Origin of the sequence: Actinoallomurus sp. CA-142502 (assembly GCF_050936355.1) — a bacterium.
Taxonomy (GTDB): Bacteria; Actinomycetota; Actinomycetes; order Streptosporangiales; family Streptosporangiaceae; genus Actinoallomurus; species Actinoallomurus iriomotensis.
Window position 1 is genome coordinate 3,400,540 of the sequence record NZ_JBNJMY010000001.1, and the last position, 17,253, is coordinate 3,417,792.

Below are 17,253 nucleotides of genomic sequence, written 5' to 3' on the forward strand. Positions count from 1 at the left end.
CTAGCCGTCGGAGAGCGCACGGTGTTCGCGTAGCTGCGCCGCCACCCGGCGGGGATCCCCGGGTGGCAGCGCGGCGGCGAGCCGGCCGAGGATCTCCAGGTCGTCGTCGCCAGTCTGGGTGTAGGCCCACAGGTCGTCCGGGTCGCCGCGGTGCAGCAACTGCCGGCGCAGCTGGGTGCCGAGGTCGTCCCGCTCGATCTTGATCGCCGCCGACTCCGAGCGCGGCAGTAACGGCCCGGCGTAGAGACGTACGGCGCCGGCGACGTTGCCCGAGCCGAGCAGCCGCCGCACGTTGAGGAAGTCGGCCTCCACGTCGCAGTCGAGGCGGTACGGCTTGGCCCGCACCACGTCGCCGAGCTGACCGCGCAGCCGGTGGATCTCCGCGCGTACCGTCACCGGATTGCCCTCGTCGCCGTAGAGATGGAACGAGGACTGCTCGCAGGTCAGGCCGCGCGGGTGCAGGGCCATCAGCGCGAGGAGCTCGGCGTGGCGCAGCGACAGGGGGATGCGCCGGCCGTCGAGGACGGCGCACGGCTGCTGGTCGCCGAGCAGCCGTAGCTTGAGCGAGGGCCGGCCGCCCTCGACCGTGCGGAGCAGGAACGCCGAGCCGAGGTCCTCGGCGACCGCGGTGCGGCCGTCGGGCAGCGTCACCCGCCGTCCCGCCTCCGGGACGATGATCCGCCGGTCGCGCCAGCGGTCGGGATCGGCCGCCAGCACCCGCCCGGTCGTCGTCACCAGCACCCGGCTGTCGCCGCGCAGGCGGTGGAGGTGCCGGGCGAGCAGGCGTTCGTCGCGGCGGTGCATCTCCACCGTGAGCTGCGCCTCGGTCAGCCGCGCCGCCGCCTGGGCGAGTGCGACGACCGCCGGGTGCAGGCTGCTCTTCGTGCCGCTGATGTCGACGCAGCCGATCACCTGCCCGGTGTCGGGGTCGGTGATCGGCGCGGCAGCGCACGACCAGGTGTGCAGGACCTGGGCGAGGTGCTCGGTGGCCTGGATGCACACCGGCCCGCCGATGCTCAGCGCCGTGCCGATGCCGTTGGTGCCGACCGCCTCCTCGGCCCAGCGGAAGCCCTCGGCCAGGCCGATGCCGTCGGCCCGGCGGCGTACGGCGCGCGGCCCCTCGCTCCACAGCACGTGGCCGTCGGCGTCGGTGATCACCATCAGGTGGGCGGACGCGTCGGCCATCCCGCGCAGGGCCTCGCGCAGCATGGTCAGGTGCCGGTCGAGCGGGTGGGACCGCCGTACGCCGGTGATCGTGTCGGCGTCGAACACCAGGGGAGCCGACGCCAGACCGGGGTCGACGCCCGCGGCCAGCGAACGCCGCCACGAGTCGGTGACCACGGGCCGAGGGGCGTCGCCAGGGGCGTGTCGATCACCGTCGGCGATCGGATCGCGTGCCTTGCTGCTCCGCGTCAAGGGCGTCTCCAGGGGGCGGTGGTCCTACGAGCATCCAAGTCGACGGCTCAGGTTGCAACCCGATACGTAAAACCTTCACCTGCTATTTGTCACATACTGCTATCGAGCGAGTGCAACGTGTTTGCAACCCGCGGTCGCCTAGTGTGCGTACCGCGGCACGGCGGGTGACGACTTTCGCCCGGACGCAGCCGCACGACGGCGGTCCGCCCGGAGCCGTTTGAGGGGACGGGTCCGGCGCGCCGCGCCAGCGCCCGCCGCCGGGATGCCTCAGGGAGAGGGGCACTCCCGGTGGCGGGTCGCGGGCAGGGGGGAGAAGGCTTTGCTGTGCCTGACCTGCAATCGGGTGCGCCCGGCGCGGAGCCCGGCGGAGTACACCGTGGTCCGCGCGCAGGCGATCACCGTCCACGGCCTGTGCACCTGCGCCCAGCCCGGCGCCTGGCCGCCCGAGACGTACGAGGTCGCGGTCGCCGCGAGCCCGCCGGACCGAGGCGGCTGAGCCCGCTCAGGCCTCCGGCAGGTCCTCGAGCAGCTCGGCCCAGAAGCCCTCGACCGTGCGCTCGTAACGGATGCCGAGCTCCAGCGACTTGAGCTGCCACCGGTCGATGGCGCCGCCGAACGCCCGGTGGATCCGCTCGTACTCGTCGGCGCGCTCGCGGTGGGAACGCCGCTGGTCGATCGCGAGGTGGCGGATGTCGCGGGGCCGGGCATGCCGGGCGAAGAAGAGCTTGAGCAGGCCGGGGTCGCGCACGTCGGTCCGGTCGGGGGTGGCCTCGGCGAGCCAGTCGGCCAGCGCGGCCCGGCCGGCGGCGGTGATGCGGTAGGTGCGGCGGCGCCGGCCGCCCGTCTCGGCCTCCACGTCGACCAGCCCGGCGTCGGCCAGGCGCAGCGGCTCGTCATAGAGCTGGGAGTGCGCGAACTCCCAGAAGTTGCCGATGCTCACGGCGACCTTGCGCTTGAGGTCGTAGCTCGTCGCGGGGCCGTCGGACAGCAGCCCGAGCACGAGATACGACGTCGCGGTCATCCGATGGTCGGCCACGGGGCTCCTCTCCGTCGACGCCTATCTTGGCCCATGTCCGCGCTGTGAAAGGCCGTCCGACCATCGAATCCGACCGTTGACCGCCTGATCGGTGAGGGCGCCCCGCCCCGCGGGTCGGTGACCCGGTCAGCTCGCGCCGGCGACCGTGGTGGGGACGTCGTGGTCGGTGAGGGCGGCGAGGGCGTCGGGCGGGGCGCCGGAGTCGGTGATGGCGTGGGCGAAGTCCGCGAGGTCGGCGACGCGGTGCAAGGCGGTGCGGCCGAGCTTGGCGTGGTCGACGAGCAGGACGCGGTGGGTGGCGACGGACAGCAGCGCCCGCTTGGTCACCACGATCTCCTGCTCCTGGTGGTGGACGCCGCCGTCGGAGACCCCGGCGAACGAGTAGAAGCCGAGATCGGAGTGGAGTGCCCGGGCCGACGCGGTGCACGGTGAGCCGAGGAACGCGTCGTGCGCCTCGTTGTACTCGCCGCCCAGCGCGATCAGCCGGATGTTCTTGCGGCCCATCATCAGCTGAATGATCGGCGCGAAGTTCGTGATGACGGTGAGCGGGTCGATGTCGGCGGCCAGCTCGGCCAGCACCAGCGTCGTGGTGGAGTCATCGAGCAGGACGGACATGCCGGGCTCGATCAGCTCCACCGCGGCGCGCGCGATGGCCCGCTTCTCCGCGACGGCCAGCTGGCGCCGGTAGGTCACGTTGCTCTCGAAGACGCTGGACGGCTGGGCGGTCACCCCACCGTGGAACTTGCGCACCAGCCCGCGCTTGGCCAGCTCGTCGAGGTCGCGGTGGGCGGTGACGAGGCTGACGCCGAAGCGTTCGGCCAGCTCCTGCGCGGTAGCCGTGCCGACCCGCAGGATGTGCTCGGCCAGGTCCTGCTGGCGGGACGCCGGGTCCTTGCGGCTTCTCATGCGATGAAATTACCACCTTGATTTTAACTTTGCTGATGGTAATTTCTCGTTCCAGACTGATAAATCACAGTCGCGTCCACCTGATGGCCTACCGGACGGAGACCGGGCGATGGCGGCCACCACTCTTGACCTGGCGGACCTCTCGGGGTTCCGCCGCAAGCTCACCCTGCTGTCGTCGATCGGAATGTTCCTCGACGGCTTCGACCTGACGGTGATCGCCGTCGCGCTGCCGGTGCTGAAGAAGTCGTGGACGTTCACCCCGTTCACGTCCGGCGTCACCAGCTGCTCGGCCATCGTCGGGATGTTCGTCGGCGCGCTGGTCTTCGGCCGGATCGCCGACCGGCTCGGCCGCAAGAAGATGTACCTGCTCGACCTGATCGGCTTCGTGGTGTTCGCCGCGCTGGCCGCGCTGTCGCAGAACGTGTGGGAACTGATCGCCGCCCGCTTCCTGCTCGGGCTGTGTCTCGGCGCGGACTACCCGATCTCGTCGTCGCTGACCGCCGAGTTCGGCGCCGCGCGCGACCGCGGCCGGCTGGTCGTGGCGCTCAGCCTGATGTGGAACGTCGGCGCGCTGGCCGCCTATCTGGTGGGCGTGGCGTTCCTGCCCATCGGCCCCACCGCGTGGCGTTGGATGCTGCTCGTCGGCGCGGTGCTCGCGCTGGTCACGCTGGCGTTCAGGACCAGCATCCCGGAGTCGCCGCGCTACCTCATCGCGCAGGGCCGGCACGACGAGGCGCGGCGGGTCATCGCGAAGGTGGTGTCCGGCAGCGGCACGGCGGTCGCGCCGGAGGACGTGGTGCTCCCGGAGCCGCAGGCCGAGCCCGACCGCCCCACCGCTGCCGGCAGCGCCTCGTGGCGACGGCTGTTCGCCCGCGGGCTGGTCGGCGCCACGATCTTCGTCTGCGTGTTCTGGTTCGCGCACGACGTGGCGTACTACGGGATTCAGATGTACAGCCCGACGATCCTGACCGGGCTCGGCGGGTCGACCCAGCTGGCCGCGTACCTCGGATCGGCCATCATCGCCCTGCTCGGCGTGGTGGGCGCGGCGATCGCGCTCGCGTTCGTCGACTCGTGGGGCCGGCGGCCGGTGCTGATCACGGCGTTCGCCGGCGAGACGGCGGTGCTGGTGGTGCTGGCGCTCGTCCACGCGCCGGCGTTGGCGCTGATCGTGGTGCTGTTCGCGATGGCGATCCTGTTCTCCAACATGGGTCCGGGAACGCTGGACATGGTCTACTGCACCGAGCTCTTCCCGACCGAGCTGCGCGCCGCCGGCACCGGCCTGGGCACCGCGGTGAGCCGGCTCGGCGCGATCCTCGGCGTGCTCGTCTTCCCCGACATGGTGGCGGCGTGGGGCGTGAGCGGCGCCCTGTGGCTGTTCGTCGCGGCCGGGCTGCTCGGCCTGGTGATCACCGTGCTGCTGGCGCCGGAGACCAAGAACCGCAGCCTGGAACAGACCGCTGGGGCCCGCCGCGTTTCCGGCGGCACCGCGCCCGCCGCCGCAGGTCCCGACCTGGTGGTATCCACGACCGAGGAGGATCGGTGAACGACACGACACTGACGGTGCTCGGCTTCCGGGCCGGCCGACCGGACGCGGACTCGGCCTGCTCCGGCTACCTGGTGCGGCACGCCGGCTCGACGGTCCTCGTCGACTGCGGGCCGGGCATCGTCACCGAGCTGGTGTCGCGCGGCCTGGAGCACCGGCTCGACGGGATCGTGCTCACCCACCTGCACCAGGACCACATGTTCGACGTGGTGCCGCTGGCCTTCACCCGGCTGCTGACGAAGACGCCGCCGGCCCGGATCCCGTTGTGGGTACCGGAGGACAGCACCGGCACGCTGGCCGCGCTGGACGAATGGGTGGCGGTGCCGACCGATCCGGTGGTCGGCCGCCCGCTCGCCACCGCGTTCGACATCCGGCCGCTGGAGCGCGACGGCCGCACCGAGGTGGCGGTCGCGGACGGCATCACGCTGACCGCGTTCCGGGCCCGGCACGCGGTGCCGAGCGCGTCGCTGCGCTTCGCGCTGGGCGACCGAACGCTGGCGTTCTCGTCCGACACCGGCTGGTGCGACGGCGTGCTGGCCGCCGCGACCGGCGCCGACGTGTTCGTCTGCGAGGCCACCTACCTGGACGCCGACCCGGCCATGCTGGCCGAGCACGGTCATCTGACCGCCGCGCTCACCGGCGAGCTGGCCGTCGCGGCCGGGGTGGGCCGGCTGGTCGTCAGCCACCTGCTCGGGTACGACGACGCCGAGTCGTTCGAGGCGGCCCGGGCGGCGGCCGGCACGGTACCGGTGACGGAGGCCCGCGCCGGGCTGGTCGTGCCGGTCCACGCGGCCGGGGCGGCGCGGTAGCCGATGGCGCTCGTGCTCTGGGACATCGACCAGACCCTGCTCGACGCCGGCGCGTTCGACCGGGAGGTGTGGTTCACGCTCTGCGGGGAGCTGCTGGGCGTGCCACCGCGGCCGGTGCACGTGGTGCCGGGGCGCACGATCCGCCAGATCCTGCGGGCGATCCTGCGGGAGTACGGCGCGGACGCGGCCACCGCGGAGCGGCTGCTGCCCGAGGCGCTGCGCCTCGAGGTGGAGCGGGTGGCGGCGGAACGTTCGCGGCTTGCGTCGCGGGGGCGGCTGCTGCCCGGCGTCCGTGCGGTGGTGGCGGCCCTGGACCGGACGCCCGGCGTCGTCCAGTCGGTGCTCACCGGCAACCAGGCCGCCACCACGCGGCTCAAGCTGGCGGCGTTCGGCCTGGCGCCCCCGCTGGACCTGCGGGTCGCCGCGACCGGCACCGACGACGAGCACCGCCCCAGCCTGGTCCCGGCCGCCCGGTCCCGCGCCGAGGCTCGCTACGGCCCTGGCACCGCCACCCCGACCGTCCTGGTCGGCGACTCGGTTCTGGACATCGAGGCGGCCCGTGCCAACGACGCCCGCGTCGTCGCGGTCGCCACCGGCATCACGTCCCGCGCCGACCTCACCGCCGCCGGCCCCGACGCCGTCCTCGACGACCTGGCCGACCTCCGTGCCTCTCTCACCGCCATCCTCCCGTCTCCGGTTCCCGGCCACGGCGCCGCCGCGCCGTAGCGGGCCGGTGGTGGCGTGGCGGCCGGCGCCGGAGGGGCCGACCAGGTCAGTAACCGGCTCCCGTGAGCATTCCGCCGTCGACCACGAACTCACTGCCCGTGCAGTACGTCGCCTCGTCCGAGGCGAGGAAGACCACGAGCGCGGGGATCTCCTCCGGCGTGCCCATCCGCCCGAGCGGCAGCGCGCGCAGGAACGCGTCGGCGCTCTCCGCCTTGGCCGACACCAGGGCCGCGTCGTCGGTGACCATCGGCGTGAGGATGGCGCCGGGGTGGATGGAGTTGACGCGGATGCCGTACTCCCCGAGCTCACGCGCGGCCGCCTTCGTCAGACCCCGTACGCCGAACTTGCTGGCGCTGTAGGCGGCCAGGCCGGTGGCGCCGACGAAACCCTCGGTGGAGGAGACGTTGACGATCGAGCCGCCGCCCGCGGTCCTCATCGCGCCGATGACCGACTTCACCCCGAGCCACTGCCCGACCAGGTTGACCTCGATGATCCGGGTGAACTGGTCGAGGGACATGTCCTCGATCCGGCCGTAGCGGAGGATCCCGGCGTTGTTCACCAGCACGCCGAGCCCGCCGAAGTCGGCCAGCGCGGTGTCGACGGCGGCCTGCCAGTCGTCCGGCCGGGTGACGTCCATCCGGACGAACCGCGTCGCGTCGCCGAGTTCTTCGGCGAGCCGTCCGCCCTCGGTCTCCAGCACGTCACCGAAGACCACGCGGGCGCCCTCGGCGACGAAACGCCGGACATGCGCCTCGCCCATACCCCGCGCGCCGCCCGTGATGAGCGCCACTTTGCCGTCAAGCCTGCCCATGGCACCTCTCATCTGGTCAAACGTCCGATAGAGGTTGGATCCGGACGCCGGGCGACCCGGCTTCGCGGCACCAGACACTACGATGACCGATCAGACCAGACATCCGGGGGAGTGTCACGAACTCGTGCGACACAAAATCCTGTGGGCGTCCGTCGCGGCCGGGACGGTGGTCGTCCTCGGTCTCGCGGGCGGCGCCTATCTGTTGCTCAGAACCAAGGGAAGTCCGACGGCGACGGCGCGCGCCTTCCTGTCCGCGTGGGGGCGCGGCGACACCGCCGCGATGCGCGGAGAGACACTGACGCCGCCGCTCGACCTCGACCAGCAGTACCAGACGCTGAACAAGGGGCTGGGCGTCACGAAGGTACGGGCGACGCCCGGCGCCGAGACCAGGCAGGGCGGCCACGCGACGGTCTCCTTCGCCGCCGACCTCACCCTTCCGATGGGCACCTGGCACTACCAGGGACGGCTGCGGCTGACGACGGACCACCGGGAGTGGAAGGTCGCCTGGACGCCGGAGAGCATCCACCCGGACCTGCACAGCGGGCAGCACCTGACGATCAGCTACCGGTGGCCCAGGCGCGCCCGGGTGGTCGCGGCCGACGGCAGCCCGATCGACGGCACCGACGTCTCGGGCTCTGTGCAGCAGATCGTCGGCACCACGGCGCCGCTGACCGACAAGCAGGCCAAGAAGCTCGGCACGTCCTACCGCAAGGGCGACGTCGTCGGCCGGTCGGGCATCCAGCAGCGCTTCGACAAGCGCCTCGCCGGCACGCCCACGGCCTCGGTCATCGTCGCCGACGCGTCGAACCACCCGGTGAAGCAGGTCGGCGGCTTCGCCGGCAAGGCCGGCCGCGACGTGAAGACGACCCTGGACCAGCATGTCCAGCGCGCCGCCGCGGCGGCCCTGCAGGGGCAGAGCAAGCCGACGTCCCTGGTCGCGATCCGCCCGTCGAACGGGCAGATCCTCGCCGTCGCGAACTACCCCGGCGGCTTCGACCGCGCGTTGCAGGGCACCTATCCGCCCGGTTCGACGTTCAAGGTGGTCACGGCGTACGCGCTGCTGCGCAGCGGGCTCAGTCCCTCGGACACGGTGGAGTGCCCCAAGACGGCGAACGTCGGGGGCCAGATCATCCACAACTCCGAGGGCGAGGAGTCCGGCAGCATGACCTTCACCGAGGCGCTCGCCCAGTCGTGCAACACCGCCTTCGCGCTCCAGACGCAGAAGCGCCTCAACCCGTCCCGGCTGTCGAGTGCCGCGAGTCTCTTCGGCTTCAACCAGAAGATCGACCCCGGCATGCACGTCACGGCGGGCAGCTTCCCGTCGCCGACGAGCACCTCGGAGATGGCCGTCGCCGGGTTCGGGCAGGGACGCGACCTGGCCAACGCCCTCAGCATGGCGGAGGTGTCCGCCGGCGTCGCGGGCGGCACCTGGCATCCGCCGGTGTTCGTGTCCGACCCGCAGATCCCGCAGAAGGCCAAGGCGGGCCGGCTCGACTCTCGGCTGCGCTCGGAGCTGGCCACCATGATGCGTGCGGTCGTGACGACGGGCACCGCCAAGGACGCCGGTCTGCCGGCCGGCACGGCGGGCAAGACGGGCACGGCCGAGTACGCCTCGGGGAAGAACGGCAAGGAGCCGCCGACCCACGCGTGGTTCATGGGCTTCCACGATGACGTGGCGTTCGCCGTGATCGTCGAGGACGGCGGGTTCGGCTCCAAGACCGCCGCGCCGATCGCACGGCGCTTCCTCAACGGGCTCTGAGCGTCTCCCGCGACAGGTGGTCGGCCCGGCGTGTCGTCTCCGGCAGGCGGTAGCGCGGCGCCAGCCGCAACGTCAGCGCGCACGCCGTGTCGAGGTCGGCGCGGTGGCCGACGGACACGAACACGGGCTTCACCCCCGTCTGGGTGCGCAGGGCCCGCGCGACCACCTGCCCGCCGTCGCTGACCGGGCTCCAGGCGCCGCGTTCGGCGCCGGGCTCGTCGTACTCGCCGACGAGCCGGGTCTTGCCGACGCCGATCGAGGGCAGCCCGGTCAGCACCCCGAGGTGGCAGGCCAGCCCGAACCGCTTGGGATGCGCCAGCCCGTGGCCGTCGCAGACCAGCAGGTCGGGGGTGACGCTCAGCGCGCGCAGCGCGCCGACCAGCGCCGGCAGCTCGCGGAAGGCGAACAGCCCGGGGACGTAGGGGAAGCCGGGCCGGTCAAGGGCGGTCGTCTCCTCGACGACCTCCAGGGTCTCGGCGTCCAGCACGACCGCGGCCGCCGCCAGCCGGTCGTCGGCGTACGCGACGTCGAGCCCCGCCACCGTCCGCACGACCCGCGGACCGGCCGAGCTCAGGTCGGCCAGGGGCCGAAGCCGATCCTGGATCGCCACCGCCTCGTCGGCGTCGGTGGGCCAGGGGTGCAGATCCGCTACCTTCACGAGGGCACGCTACTCGCATCCGGCATGACGGATATCCGGGCATCTGTTACCTGTGACCGTCTGTGAAATGGTAAATGCGCGTCGTGTTTGGGTCAAAATAGGTCAAATAACGTATTTCAAGTTGGGCCATGAGCTTCTAACCTCGGTTTCAGGAGATCATCGCATCAGGGGGCGGGGTCACAGTGAAGATCTGGGGAGAGGAAGGCGTCATGGACGGAGTGTCCTGGACCTGACGATTCGGTAACGAAGGGGCGGCTCCGGTGCGACCGGGCCGCCCCTTCGGCCGCCGGACGCCTTCCGTAAGGTCGTGCGCGGAAACATTCCGTAGTTAAGGAGGACCCGTGTCCGGATTTCGGCATGTCGTGGTGTTCCGGTGGCGCGACGACGCGACCGCGGAGCAGAGGAAGACCGTCGAGGATCGGCTCGCGGAGCTGCCCGGCCTGATCCCCGAGCTGGAGGCCTACGCCTTCGGCCACGACGCCGGCGTCAACGCCGGGAACTTCGACTTCGCGGTCGTCGCCGACTTCGCCGACCGGGACGCCTACCTCGCCTACCGCGACGATCCCCGGCACCGCGCGATCATCGACGAGTTCATCAACCCGATCACCGCCGAACGCCACGCGGTCCAGTACGTACTCGAGCCGTAGGCGGCCGTACTCCTCGCGGAGTACGCGCCGGTCCGAGGTGTCATCGCGGGCATGACGCTTCGGGGGTGCCGGTAACGGGAGTCTGAAAGCCGGCACAAAGAAGAGGAGACTCCCGTGCATGACGGCCCGCTCGTCCGGCTGGCCCGGCTGTGTCATCGCCGCCGGCGCCGGGTCCTGTTGCTCTGGATCGTCGGCGCCGCGGTGGTGATGACGGTCGGGTTCGGTTACTCGGCCCCGGCCGACAACGTGTTCGGCGGTGGCGGCACCGAGTCCGCGCGGGCCCAGGACCTGATCAAGGATCACTTCCCGCGGCAGAACGGCGACACGCTGACGCTCGCGATCCACGCCGACCAGGGCGTCGCCGCCGTACGGCCCCGCGTCGAACGGGTCATCGGCGAGCTGTCCCACGGCCCGCACGTCACCTCGGTGAGCTCGCCGTACCGCGTGACCTCCCAGGTCTCGCCGGACGGCCGTACCGCGTTCGCCCCGATCCAGCTCGACCGGGCCTCCGCGGAGATGCCCACGGCCGGCGTGACCACGATGATCGCCCAGGCGCGCGACGCCTCGGGCGACGGGCTGACGCTCGCCCTCGGCGGGGACGCGGTCGCCGACGCCGAGACCCCGGGAGGCGGCCCCACCGAGGGCATCGGCCTGCTCGCGGCGGTGGTCGTGCTGCTCATCGCGTTCGGCTCGCTGCTCGCGATGGGACTGCCGATCGTCACCGCGGTCTTCGGCATCGGCACCGGTCTGGCCGGCATCTCACTGCTCGGTCACGTGCTGCCCGCTCCGTCGTTCAGCCCGATCGTGGCCGGGCTGATCGGCCTCGGCGTCGGCGTGGACTACGCGCTGTTCATCGTCACGCGCTACCGCGAGGCTTTGGATGACGGCGCCGAGCCGGAGGAGGCGACCGCCACGGCCATCGCGACGGCGGGCCGGTCGGTCGTGTTCGCCGGCACGACGGTGGTGGTCGCGCTCCTGGGGCTGCTCGTCATGGGCCAGCGGCTGCTGAGCGCGGTGGCCGTGGCGGCCTCGCTCACCGTCCTGATGACCTTGATCGCCGCGGTGACGCTGCTGCCCGCGCTGCTCGGCTTCGCCGGACGGCGGATCGACCGGTTCCGGGTGCCCGTACTGGCCCGGCGGGGCGGACGCCGCCCGCTCTCCGAGCGCTGGGCCGGGGTCATCCAGCGGCGCCCGGTCATCGCCGGCACCGCGGCCACGCTGCTGCTGCTCCTGCTCGCCGTCCCGGCGCTGTCGATGCGGCTGAGCTTCAGCGACGCCGGCAGCCGCCCGCACGACACCAGCGCGTACACCGCGCACCACATCCTCGCCTCGGGCTTCGGCCCCGGGTACGATGCGCCTCTGGTGCTCGTCTCGCGCTCGCCGGCCGCGGCGAACGCGGTCGCCACGGCGGCCGGGCACACGCCGGGCATCGCGTCCGTGACCCCGGTGCGGACCAGTGACGACGGCGCCGCCGCCATGTTCGTCGCCTACCCGCGGACCGGGCTCCAGGACGCGGCCACACCGGACGTGGTCCACCGGCTGCGCGACACCGTCGTGCCCCGGGCCGGGGGCGGCGTGCTGGTCGGGGGACCCAACGCCGGCACGATCGACTTCTCCGACTCCGTGAGCGCGCGCCTGCCCTGGCTGATCGTCGTGGTCGTGGGACTGTCCCTGCTCCTGCTGCTCGTGCTCGTGCGCTCGGTCGCCATCGCGGTGAAGGCCGCGGTGATGAACCTCCTGTCCATCGTGGCCGCGTACGGCGTGCTCACCGCGGTCGTGCAGTGGGGATGGCTCGGCCACCAGCTCGGCTTCCCGGCGGCCACGCCGGTGACGCCGTGGGTGCCGCTGTTCATGTTCCCGATCCTGTTCGGTCTGTCCACCGACTACGAGGTGTTCCTGATCTCCAGGGTCCGCGAGGAGTACGACCTCGGCGCCGGGACGAGGACCGCGGTGACCCGCGGCCTGGCCCGCACCGCCCGCGTGATCACCGCGGCGGCCGCCATCATGGTCTGCGTCTTCCTGTCGGTGCTGCTGGTCGGCGACATCGCGGTCAAGCAGGTCGGCCTCGGCCTGGGCGTGGCCGTGCTGATCGACGCGACGGTCGTGCGGATGGTGCTGGTGCCGGCGGTGATGGAGCTGCTCGGCAAGGTGAACTGGTGGCTGCCGGGCTGGCTGGCCCGGATCCTGCCGGCCGTCGAACCCGGCCCGCCGGCGCGGACGCCGAGAGTCCCGGTGCGGTCGTAGCGAAGGTTTCGGCCCGCGCCGGGGAGGACCTCAGCGCGGGCCGGTCGAGATGCCGTCGAACAGCACCGCGACGTAGTGGTCGGCGACACCTTCGGCGTCGAGCGGGCCGGCCGGCTGGAACCAGCGGACCGCCACCCAGATCGTGTCGCGGATCATCCGGTAGGTCAGCCGCGCGTCGATGTCGTCGCGGAACAGGCCCGTCTCCTGGCCGCGCTTGATCTGGCCGACCCACAGCCGCTCGGTCTCCTCCTCGGCGCGCGCGAGGTAGTCGAACCGGTCGAACTGGCGCAGGTAGTTCCAGTCGTTCTGCATGACCATGACGGCCGCGCGGTGGGGCACCAGCGTGCGGAAGCAGTTGCGGACGAGCTCGGTCAGGACCGTACGCGGGTCGCCGCCGCGTTCGAGGACCGCCTTGTTGTCGGCGTTCAGCTCGTCGAAGAAGGAGGACAGGATCTCGTCCACGATCGACTCCTTGGAGTCGAAGTGGTGGTAGAGACTGCCCGAGAGGATCCCCGCCTCGTCGGCGATGTTGCGGACCGTCGTGGCCTGGTAGCCCTTCTCGGCGAACAGCTCGGCGGCGAGTCGCACCAGGTGCTCACGGCGCTCCGACGCGAGTACGGACGAACTCCTGCCCCGGCGCCGGCCACCGCCCGAGGCCCCTGAGCCACCCCGGTGCGGCCCGTTGTCCTTACTCGTGCTCACCACGCTGACATTATGACGCGCGCGCCCAACCGCTTGCTCGTTTGAACGATCATCGAATAGTGGACGTCGGACGTCCAACCGCCGGTTTCCGGCACGACGAGGTGGCGTCAACGGGGCCGGCGACCGGAGCCGAAGGAGATGACGAGGTAGTCGTCCAGGGGCTGGTAGCCGACACGCTGGTGGACGGCGACGCCGGCCGGGTTGGCGAGGTCGGCGAAGACCACGACCTCTTTCGCCCCGGCGTCGACGGCGGCCCGGCTCACGGCGGCGGCCGCGGCCGCGCCGTAACCGTGGCCCCGGTGTTCGGGCGGGGTGTAGATGGGCGCGATCCGCACCATGCCCGCGACCATCCGGGTACGTCCCGCGAGGGCGACCGGGACGCCGTCCTTCTCCCACAGTGCGAGACCGCCGTACCCGATCCGGTCGTCGACGGCCGCGCCGTGGTCACCGGGACGCTCGCGTATCTCCCGCTCGGCGGAGTGGTACCAGCCGAGCAGCAGGTCGCGGTCGGCGGGCACGGCCGGCCGGGAGCGGCCGGGCACCGGGACCGGTCGCACCCGGTCCAGCCGGTAGAGCCGCCGGCGTTCCCAGACCGTGGAGTCCGTGCCCGTCGCCGCGCGCCAGCGCGTGGCGAAGTCCTCGGCGATCTCGCGCCGCGCCGTCACCCCGGGCAGCGGCCGCCCCTCGGTCTTCAGCGCCTGCACCAGCTCGCGGACCCCCTGCCGCGGCATCAGGCTGAGCAGCATCGGGAAGGGCGGGGTGTGGACGAAGGCGCCGGAGACGCACCCCGCGGCGGGCAGCCAGGAACCGAGCACGGCGGGAGTGTCCCCGTACGCCGCCGCGCCCCGGGCGCGGAGTGCCTCCAGGACCGTGACCAGGACGGTGTTCTCGACCGGCCGTGATCTCAGGAAGCCGCCGGCGATCGCGTCAAAACGCGCGACATCCGACGTTGTTGCCCAGTCCATACTTCATAGTTGCGTTTCACCCGTATTTTCGCCGGGAACTCGCGAACATGATCCACTTTGTGTCGCGAGAAACGGCGTCCGCGCGGGCCGGACGGCCGCCATGGCATCGTTGGCGCATGATTCAGATCGCGACACGAGAGGTCTACCGGAACCGCTGGATGTCCGTACGCGAGGACGACATCCGTCATCCGGACGGTTCGCCGGGCATCTACGGGGTGGTGGACAAGCCGACGGCGGCGCTCGTCATCCCCATGGAGAACGACGGGTTCCACCTCGTCGAGCAGTTCCGGTACGCGCTGTCGCGCCGCTCGTGGGAGTTTCCACAGGGCACCTGGCCCGATGACCGGCAGACCACGACGGAGGAGCTGGCGCGGGCCGAGCTGGCCCAGGAGACCGGACTCCGCGCGGCGACGGTCGAGCGGCTCGGCTCGTTCGCGATCGCGCCGGGGTTCACGAGCCAGCGCTGCGACCTGTTCCTGGCCACCGGCCTGACCGTGGGGGAGACCGACCGCGACCCGGAGGAGCAGGGCATGCGGCAGCAGTGGTTCTCCCGGGCCGAGTTCGAACGGATGCTGCGGGCCGAGGAGATCGTCGACGCGCTCACCCTGGCCGCCTACACCCGGCTCCTGTTGCGAGGCCGGTGAGGACGCGTCACAGGGCGGTCAGCGTACGGGTCAGCGCGTCCGCGCGGGTCTGCGCCAGACCGCCCTCGCGGACGCGCTGGACGATCTTCCGCCGGAGCTCGGTCACCCGCTGGTCCACGTCGACGTGCGTGCCCGCGGCGATCTCCGCCTGCAGATTGCCGATGAGGTTGTCAAGGTCGACCGCCACATCCGCGCGTACCTCGCTGGCCGCCAGGCCCTCGTCGACGGTGCGGCGCATCCGGGTCAGCGCGTCGATCGCGCCGGGCGGGGTCGTGCCCGGCACCGGTGACGTGGCCGAGGCGGTCGCGCCCGGCGTGGCCGGATGGCCGGTCCGCCGCTGGGCGGGCTTCGGCGACGGCGGCGGGGCGCCCGTCACGGTGTGCTCCGGTGAGGCGTTGAATGTGGCCGGCGACGGAGAGTCGGCTGGCGCGTGGCCCGGCGCCGCGACCGGGCGGAACGCCGAACCGCCCAGCAGCAGGCCGACCGCGGCGACGGCCGCGACGGTGGTGCCGCTCGCGACCAGGAGCAGCCGGCCGTGCGCGCCCTCGCCGCCGGCGGGCCGCCGGACCGTGGTGAGCGTGCGCGTGCCCGTGTGCCGGCCCGGTGCCGGCTCGGCGGGGGCCAGGGCGCGGTAGGCGCTGGCCGCCTCGTACGCCGCGGCCCGCTCGGCGGCCGGCGGCTCCTCGCCGCCGGTCTCCACGCCCAGCGCGGTGGCGATCTCGGCGGCCGACGGCCGGTCCGACGCCGCCGCGGCGACACAGCGTGCCTGCAGCCCGCCGAGGGTCTCCCCGGCCTCGGGGCGGCGGCCCTTCACCGCCTCGAACCAGACCACACCCAGGGCGTACACGTCCGCCGACGGCGACAGGTCGTGTTCCGGCGGGAGGTACGCCGGGGTGCCCATGCGCTCGTCGTCGGCGATGCCGAAGTCGAGCACCTTGACCCCGGTGGAGGTCAGGAAGACGTTGGTCGGCTTGATGTCGCGGTGGACGATCCGGGCGGCGTGCGCGGCGGCCAGGGCGGACGCGATCTCCCCTATCACCCGCTCGACGTCGGGCACCGGGAAGCACGCGTCGAGCGTGCCGCCGGTGAGCAGCTCCATCACGATGTACGGGGTGCCGTCGGACTCCCCGTAGTCGTGCACGGTCACGATGTTCGGGTGCGAGAGGGCGGCGGCCGCGCGCGCCTCTTCGCGGAAGCGCTCGCGGAACTCCGGGTCGCGTGCCAGCTCCTCGTCGATCAGCTTGACCGCGACCGGACGGATCAGCACCTCGTCGCGGGCGAGCCAGACGGACGCCATGCCACCGGTGCCGATCCGGCGGCGCAGTCGGTATCTGCCGGCGAGGAGCGAGTCCATACGATCAGTGTGGCGTACACGAGGACGCTCGTGTGACGAGATGCGTGTCCAAAATGACCATCGAATTTCCGACCGGCTCCCCGCGGATGCGCGCGACCAGCAGCCGGGCCATCTCCCGGCCCATCGCCTCCAGAGGCTGATGCACCGTGGTCAGGGGCGGGTCGGTGTGCCGCGCGGTGGCCGAGTCGTCGAACCCGACCAGCGCGACGTCGCCGGGAATCCGCCGTCCCTGCTCCTTGAGCACCCGCATCGCGCCGACCGCCATCGGGTCCGACGCGGCGAAGACGGCGTCCAGGTCCGGCGCGCGGGCGAGCAGATCGCGCATCGCGCGCTCGCCGGACTCCTCGCTGAAGTCGCCGCCGGCCACCAGCGAGGGCAGCCCGGCCGCCGACAGGACGTCGTGGTAGCCGTCGAGGCGGTCGACGCCCACGCGCATGTCCTGCGGTCCGCTGATGGTGGCGATCCGCCGGCGGCCGAGCCCGAGCAGATGCTCGACCGCCAGCCGGGCGCCTCCGCGGTTGTCGGCGTCGACGCAGCTCACCGGCTCGACGCCGACCGGCGCGCCGCCGAGGACGGTCGGCACGCCGCTGTCCTCCAGATGCCGGGGGAGCGGATCGCCGCCGTGCAGCGACACCATCAGCACGCCGTCGACGTGCTGGCCGGTCAGATACCGCTCGAACCGGCGGTGGTCGTCGGCCGACTGAGCGATGGCCAGCAGGAGCTGCAGACCGGTGCCGGCGAGGCCGGCGCTGATCCCGCGGATGATCCCGGCGAAGTACGGCTCGCCGAAGACGCGTTCCTCCGACTCGGACACGAACAGCGCGACGGTGTCGGTGCGGCGGGTGACCAGCGTGCGGGCCGCCCGGTTGGGGACGTACCCCAGCTCCTCGATGGCCCGCAGCACCGCCTCGCGCGCCTCCGGGCTGACCTTGGGCGACCCGTTGACGACGCGCGAGACGGTGCCGCGGCCGACACCGGCCCGGGCCGCGACCGCCTCGAGAGTCGGCCGGCCCCGCGTACGTTCTTTCACGCC

General features: G+C 72.4%; 17 protein-coding genes. 8 read left to right on the plus strand and 9 right to left on the minus strand.

What is annotated here, in order from left to right; all coding sequences use genetic code 11:
• Complete coding sequence (locus tag ACQEV1_RS16505; protein ID WP_285617590.1) at positions 1-1,416, minus strand: helix-turn-helix domain-containing protein; 1,416 nt, start codon at positions 1,414-1,416, stop codon at positions 1-3.
• Positions 1,417-1,678: 262 nt separating this feature from the next.
• On the opposite strand from ACQEV1_RS16505, the gene ACQEV1_RS16510 reads away from it, so the two are divergent.
• A complete protein-coding gene (locus ACQEV1_RS16510) occupies positions 1,679-1,912 on the plus strand; it encodes a hypothetical protein (protein WP_433394630.1) in 234 nt (77 codons plus the stop codon).
• A gap of 6 nt (positions 1,913-1,918) precedes the next feature.
• On the opposite strand, the gene ACQEV1_RS16515 is transcribed toward ACQEV1_RS16510, so the two are convergent.
• Positions 1,919-2,452 carry a PadR family transcriptional regulator gene (locus tag ACQEV1_RS16515; protein ID WP_285580904.1) on the minus strand — a complete coding sequence of 178 codons (534 nt, stop codon included), beginning with the start codon at positions 2,450-2,452 and terminating at the stop codon, positions 1,919-1,921.
• Positions 2,453-2,578: 126 nt separating this feature from the next.
• Positions 2,579-3,358: a DeoR/GlpR family DNA-binding transcription regulator gene (locus ACQEV1_RS16520; RefSeq protein WP_285617588.1), complete on the minus strand. Its 780-nt coding sequence runs from the start codon at positions 3,356-3,358 to the stop codon at positions 2,579-2,581.
• 109 nt (positions 3,359-3,467) lie between these two features.
• Between ACQEV1_RS16520 and ACQEV1_RS16525 the strand changes: the two genes are divergently transcribed.
• The 3 genes from ACQEV1_RS16525 to ACQEV1_RS16535 are packed head-to-tail and all read left to right on the plus strand — an operon-like array spanning position 3,468 to position 6,436.
• Complete coding sequence (locus tag ACQEV1_RS16525; protein ID WP_433394631.1) at positions 3,468-4,901, plus strand: MFS transporter; 1,434 nt, start codon at positions 3,468-3,470, stop codon at positions 4,899-4,901.
• On the plus strand, positions 4,898-5,710 hold the full coding sequence (locus ACQEV1_RS16530; protein WP_285617586.1) for an MBL fold metallo-hydrolase: 813 nt from the start codon (positions 4,898-4,900) through the stop codon (positions 5,708-5,710). The genes ACQEV1_RS16525 and ACQEV1_RS16530 overlap by 4 nt, the downstream gene beginning before the upstream one ends.
• 3 nt (positions 5,711-5,713) lie before the next feature.
• The gene (locus ACQEV1_RS16535; RefSeq protein WP_285617585.1) at positions 5,714-6,436 is read left to right on the plus strand and encodes an HAD family hydrolase; all 723 of its coding nucleotides are present in this window, start codon (positions 5,714-5,716) and stop codon (positions 6,434-6,436) included.
• Positions 6,437-6,482: 46 nt separating this feature from the next.
• Here the strand turns inward: ACQEV1_RS16535 and ACQEV1_RS16540 are convergent, their stop codons facing one another.
• Positions 6,483-7,247 carry a glucose 1-dehydrogenase gene (locus ACQEV1_RS16540; RefSeq protein WP_285580892.1) on the minus strand — a complete coding sequence of 255 codons (765 nt, stop codon included), beginning with the start codon at positions 7,245-7,247 and terminating at the stop codon, positions 6,483-6,485.
• A gap of 124 nt (positions 7,248-7,371) precedes the next feature.
• Between ACQEV1_RS16540 and ACQEV1_RS16545 the strand changes: the two genes are divergently transcribed.
• A complete protein-coding gene (locus ACQEV1_RS16545) occupies positions 7,372-9,006 on the plus strand; it encodes a penicillin-binding transpeptidase domain-containing protein (RefSeq protein WP_285617583.1) in 1,635 nt (544 codons plus the stop codon).
• On the opposite strand, the gene ACQEV1_RS16550 is transcribed toward ACQEV1_RS16545, so the two are convergent.
• Positions 8,993-9,664 (minus strand): endonuclease V, encoded by a 672-nt coding sequence (locus ACQEV1_RS16550; RefSeq protein WP_285617582.1) that lies wholly within the window; start codon positions 9,662-9,664, stop codon positions 8,993-8,995. The genes ACQEV1_RS16545 and ACQEV1_RS16550 overlap by 14 nt on opposite strands.
• 341 nt (positions 9,665-10,005) lie before the next feature.
• Between ACQEV1_RS16550 and ACQEV1_RS16555 the strand changes: the two genes are divergently transcribed.
• Together ACQEV1_RS16555 and ACQEV1_RS16560 are read left to right on the plus strand one after the other, a co-directional pair.
• On the plus strand, positions 10,006-10,311 hold the full coding sequence (locus ACQEV1_RS16555; protein WP_285617581.1) for a Dabb family protein: 306 nt from the start codon (positions 10,006-10,008) through the stop codon (positions 10,309-10,311).
• Positions 10,312-10,425: 114 nt separating this feature from the next.
• Positions 10,426-12,555 (plus strand): MMPL family transporter, encoded by a 2,130-nt coding sequence (locus tag ACQEV1_RS16560; RefSeq protein ID WP_433394632.1) that lies wholly within the window; start codon positions 10,426-10,428, stop codon positions 12,553-12,555.
• Positions 12,556-12,585: 30 nt separating this feature from the next.
• Here ACQEV1_RS16560 and ACQEV1_RS16565 read toward each other — a convergent pair whose 3' ends face one another.
• Together ACQEV1_RS16565 and ACQEV1_RS16570 are read right to left on the minus strand one after the other, a co-directional pair.
• On the minus strand, positions 12,586-13,260 hold the full coding sequence (locus ACQEV1_RS16565) for a TetR/AcrR family transcriptional regulator (protein ID WP_432705521.1): 675 nt from the start codon (positions 13,258-13,260) through the stop codon (positions 12,586-12,588).
• A gap of 104 nt (positions 13,261-13,364) precedes the next feature.
• Entirely contained in the window at positions 13,365-14,222 is an 858-nt protein-coding gene (locus ACQEV1_RS16570; RefSeq protein ID WP_285617579.1) for a GNAT family N-acetyltransferase, read from the minus strand.
• A 116-nt stretch (positions 14,223-14,338) separates the two neighbouring features.
• Between ACQEV1_RS16570 and ACQEV1_RS16575 the strand changes: the two genes are divergently transcribed.
• Complete coding sequence (locus tag ACQEV1_RS16575) at positions 14,339-14,866, plus strand: NUDIX domain-containing protein (protein ID WP_285617578.1); 528 nt, start codon at positions 14,339-14,341, stop codon at positions 14,864-14,866.
• 7 nt (positions 14,867-14,873) lie between these two features.
• Here the strand turns inward: ACQEV1_RS16575 and ACQEV1_RS16580 are convergent, their stop codons facing one another.
• The gene (locus ACQEV1_RS16580; RefSeq protein WP_285617577.1) at positions 14,874-16,220 is read right to left on the minus strand and encodes a protein kinase domain-containing protein; all 1,347 of its coding nucleotides are present in this window, start codon (positions 16,218-16,220) and stop codon (positions 14,874-14,876) included.
• Positions 16,221-16,224: 4 nt separating this feature from the next.
• Positions 16,225-17,250, minus strand: coding sequence for a LacI family DNA-binding transcriptional regulator (locus ACQEV1_RS16585; RefSeq protein WP_285580881.1), 1,026 nt, complete (start codon positions 17,248-17,250; stop codon positions 16,225-16,227).
• Between the last annotated feature and the right edge of the window lie 3 nt (positions 17,251-17,253).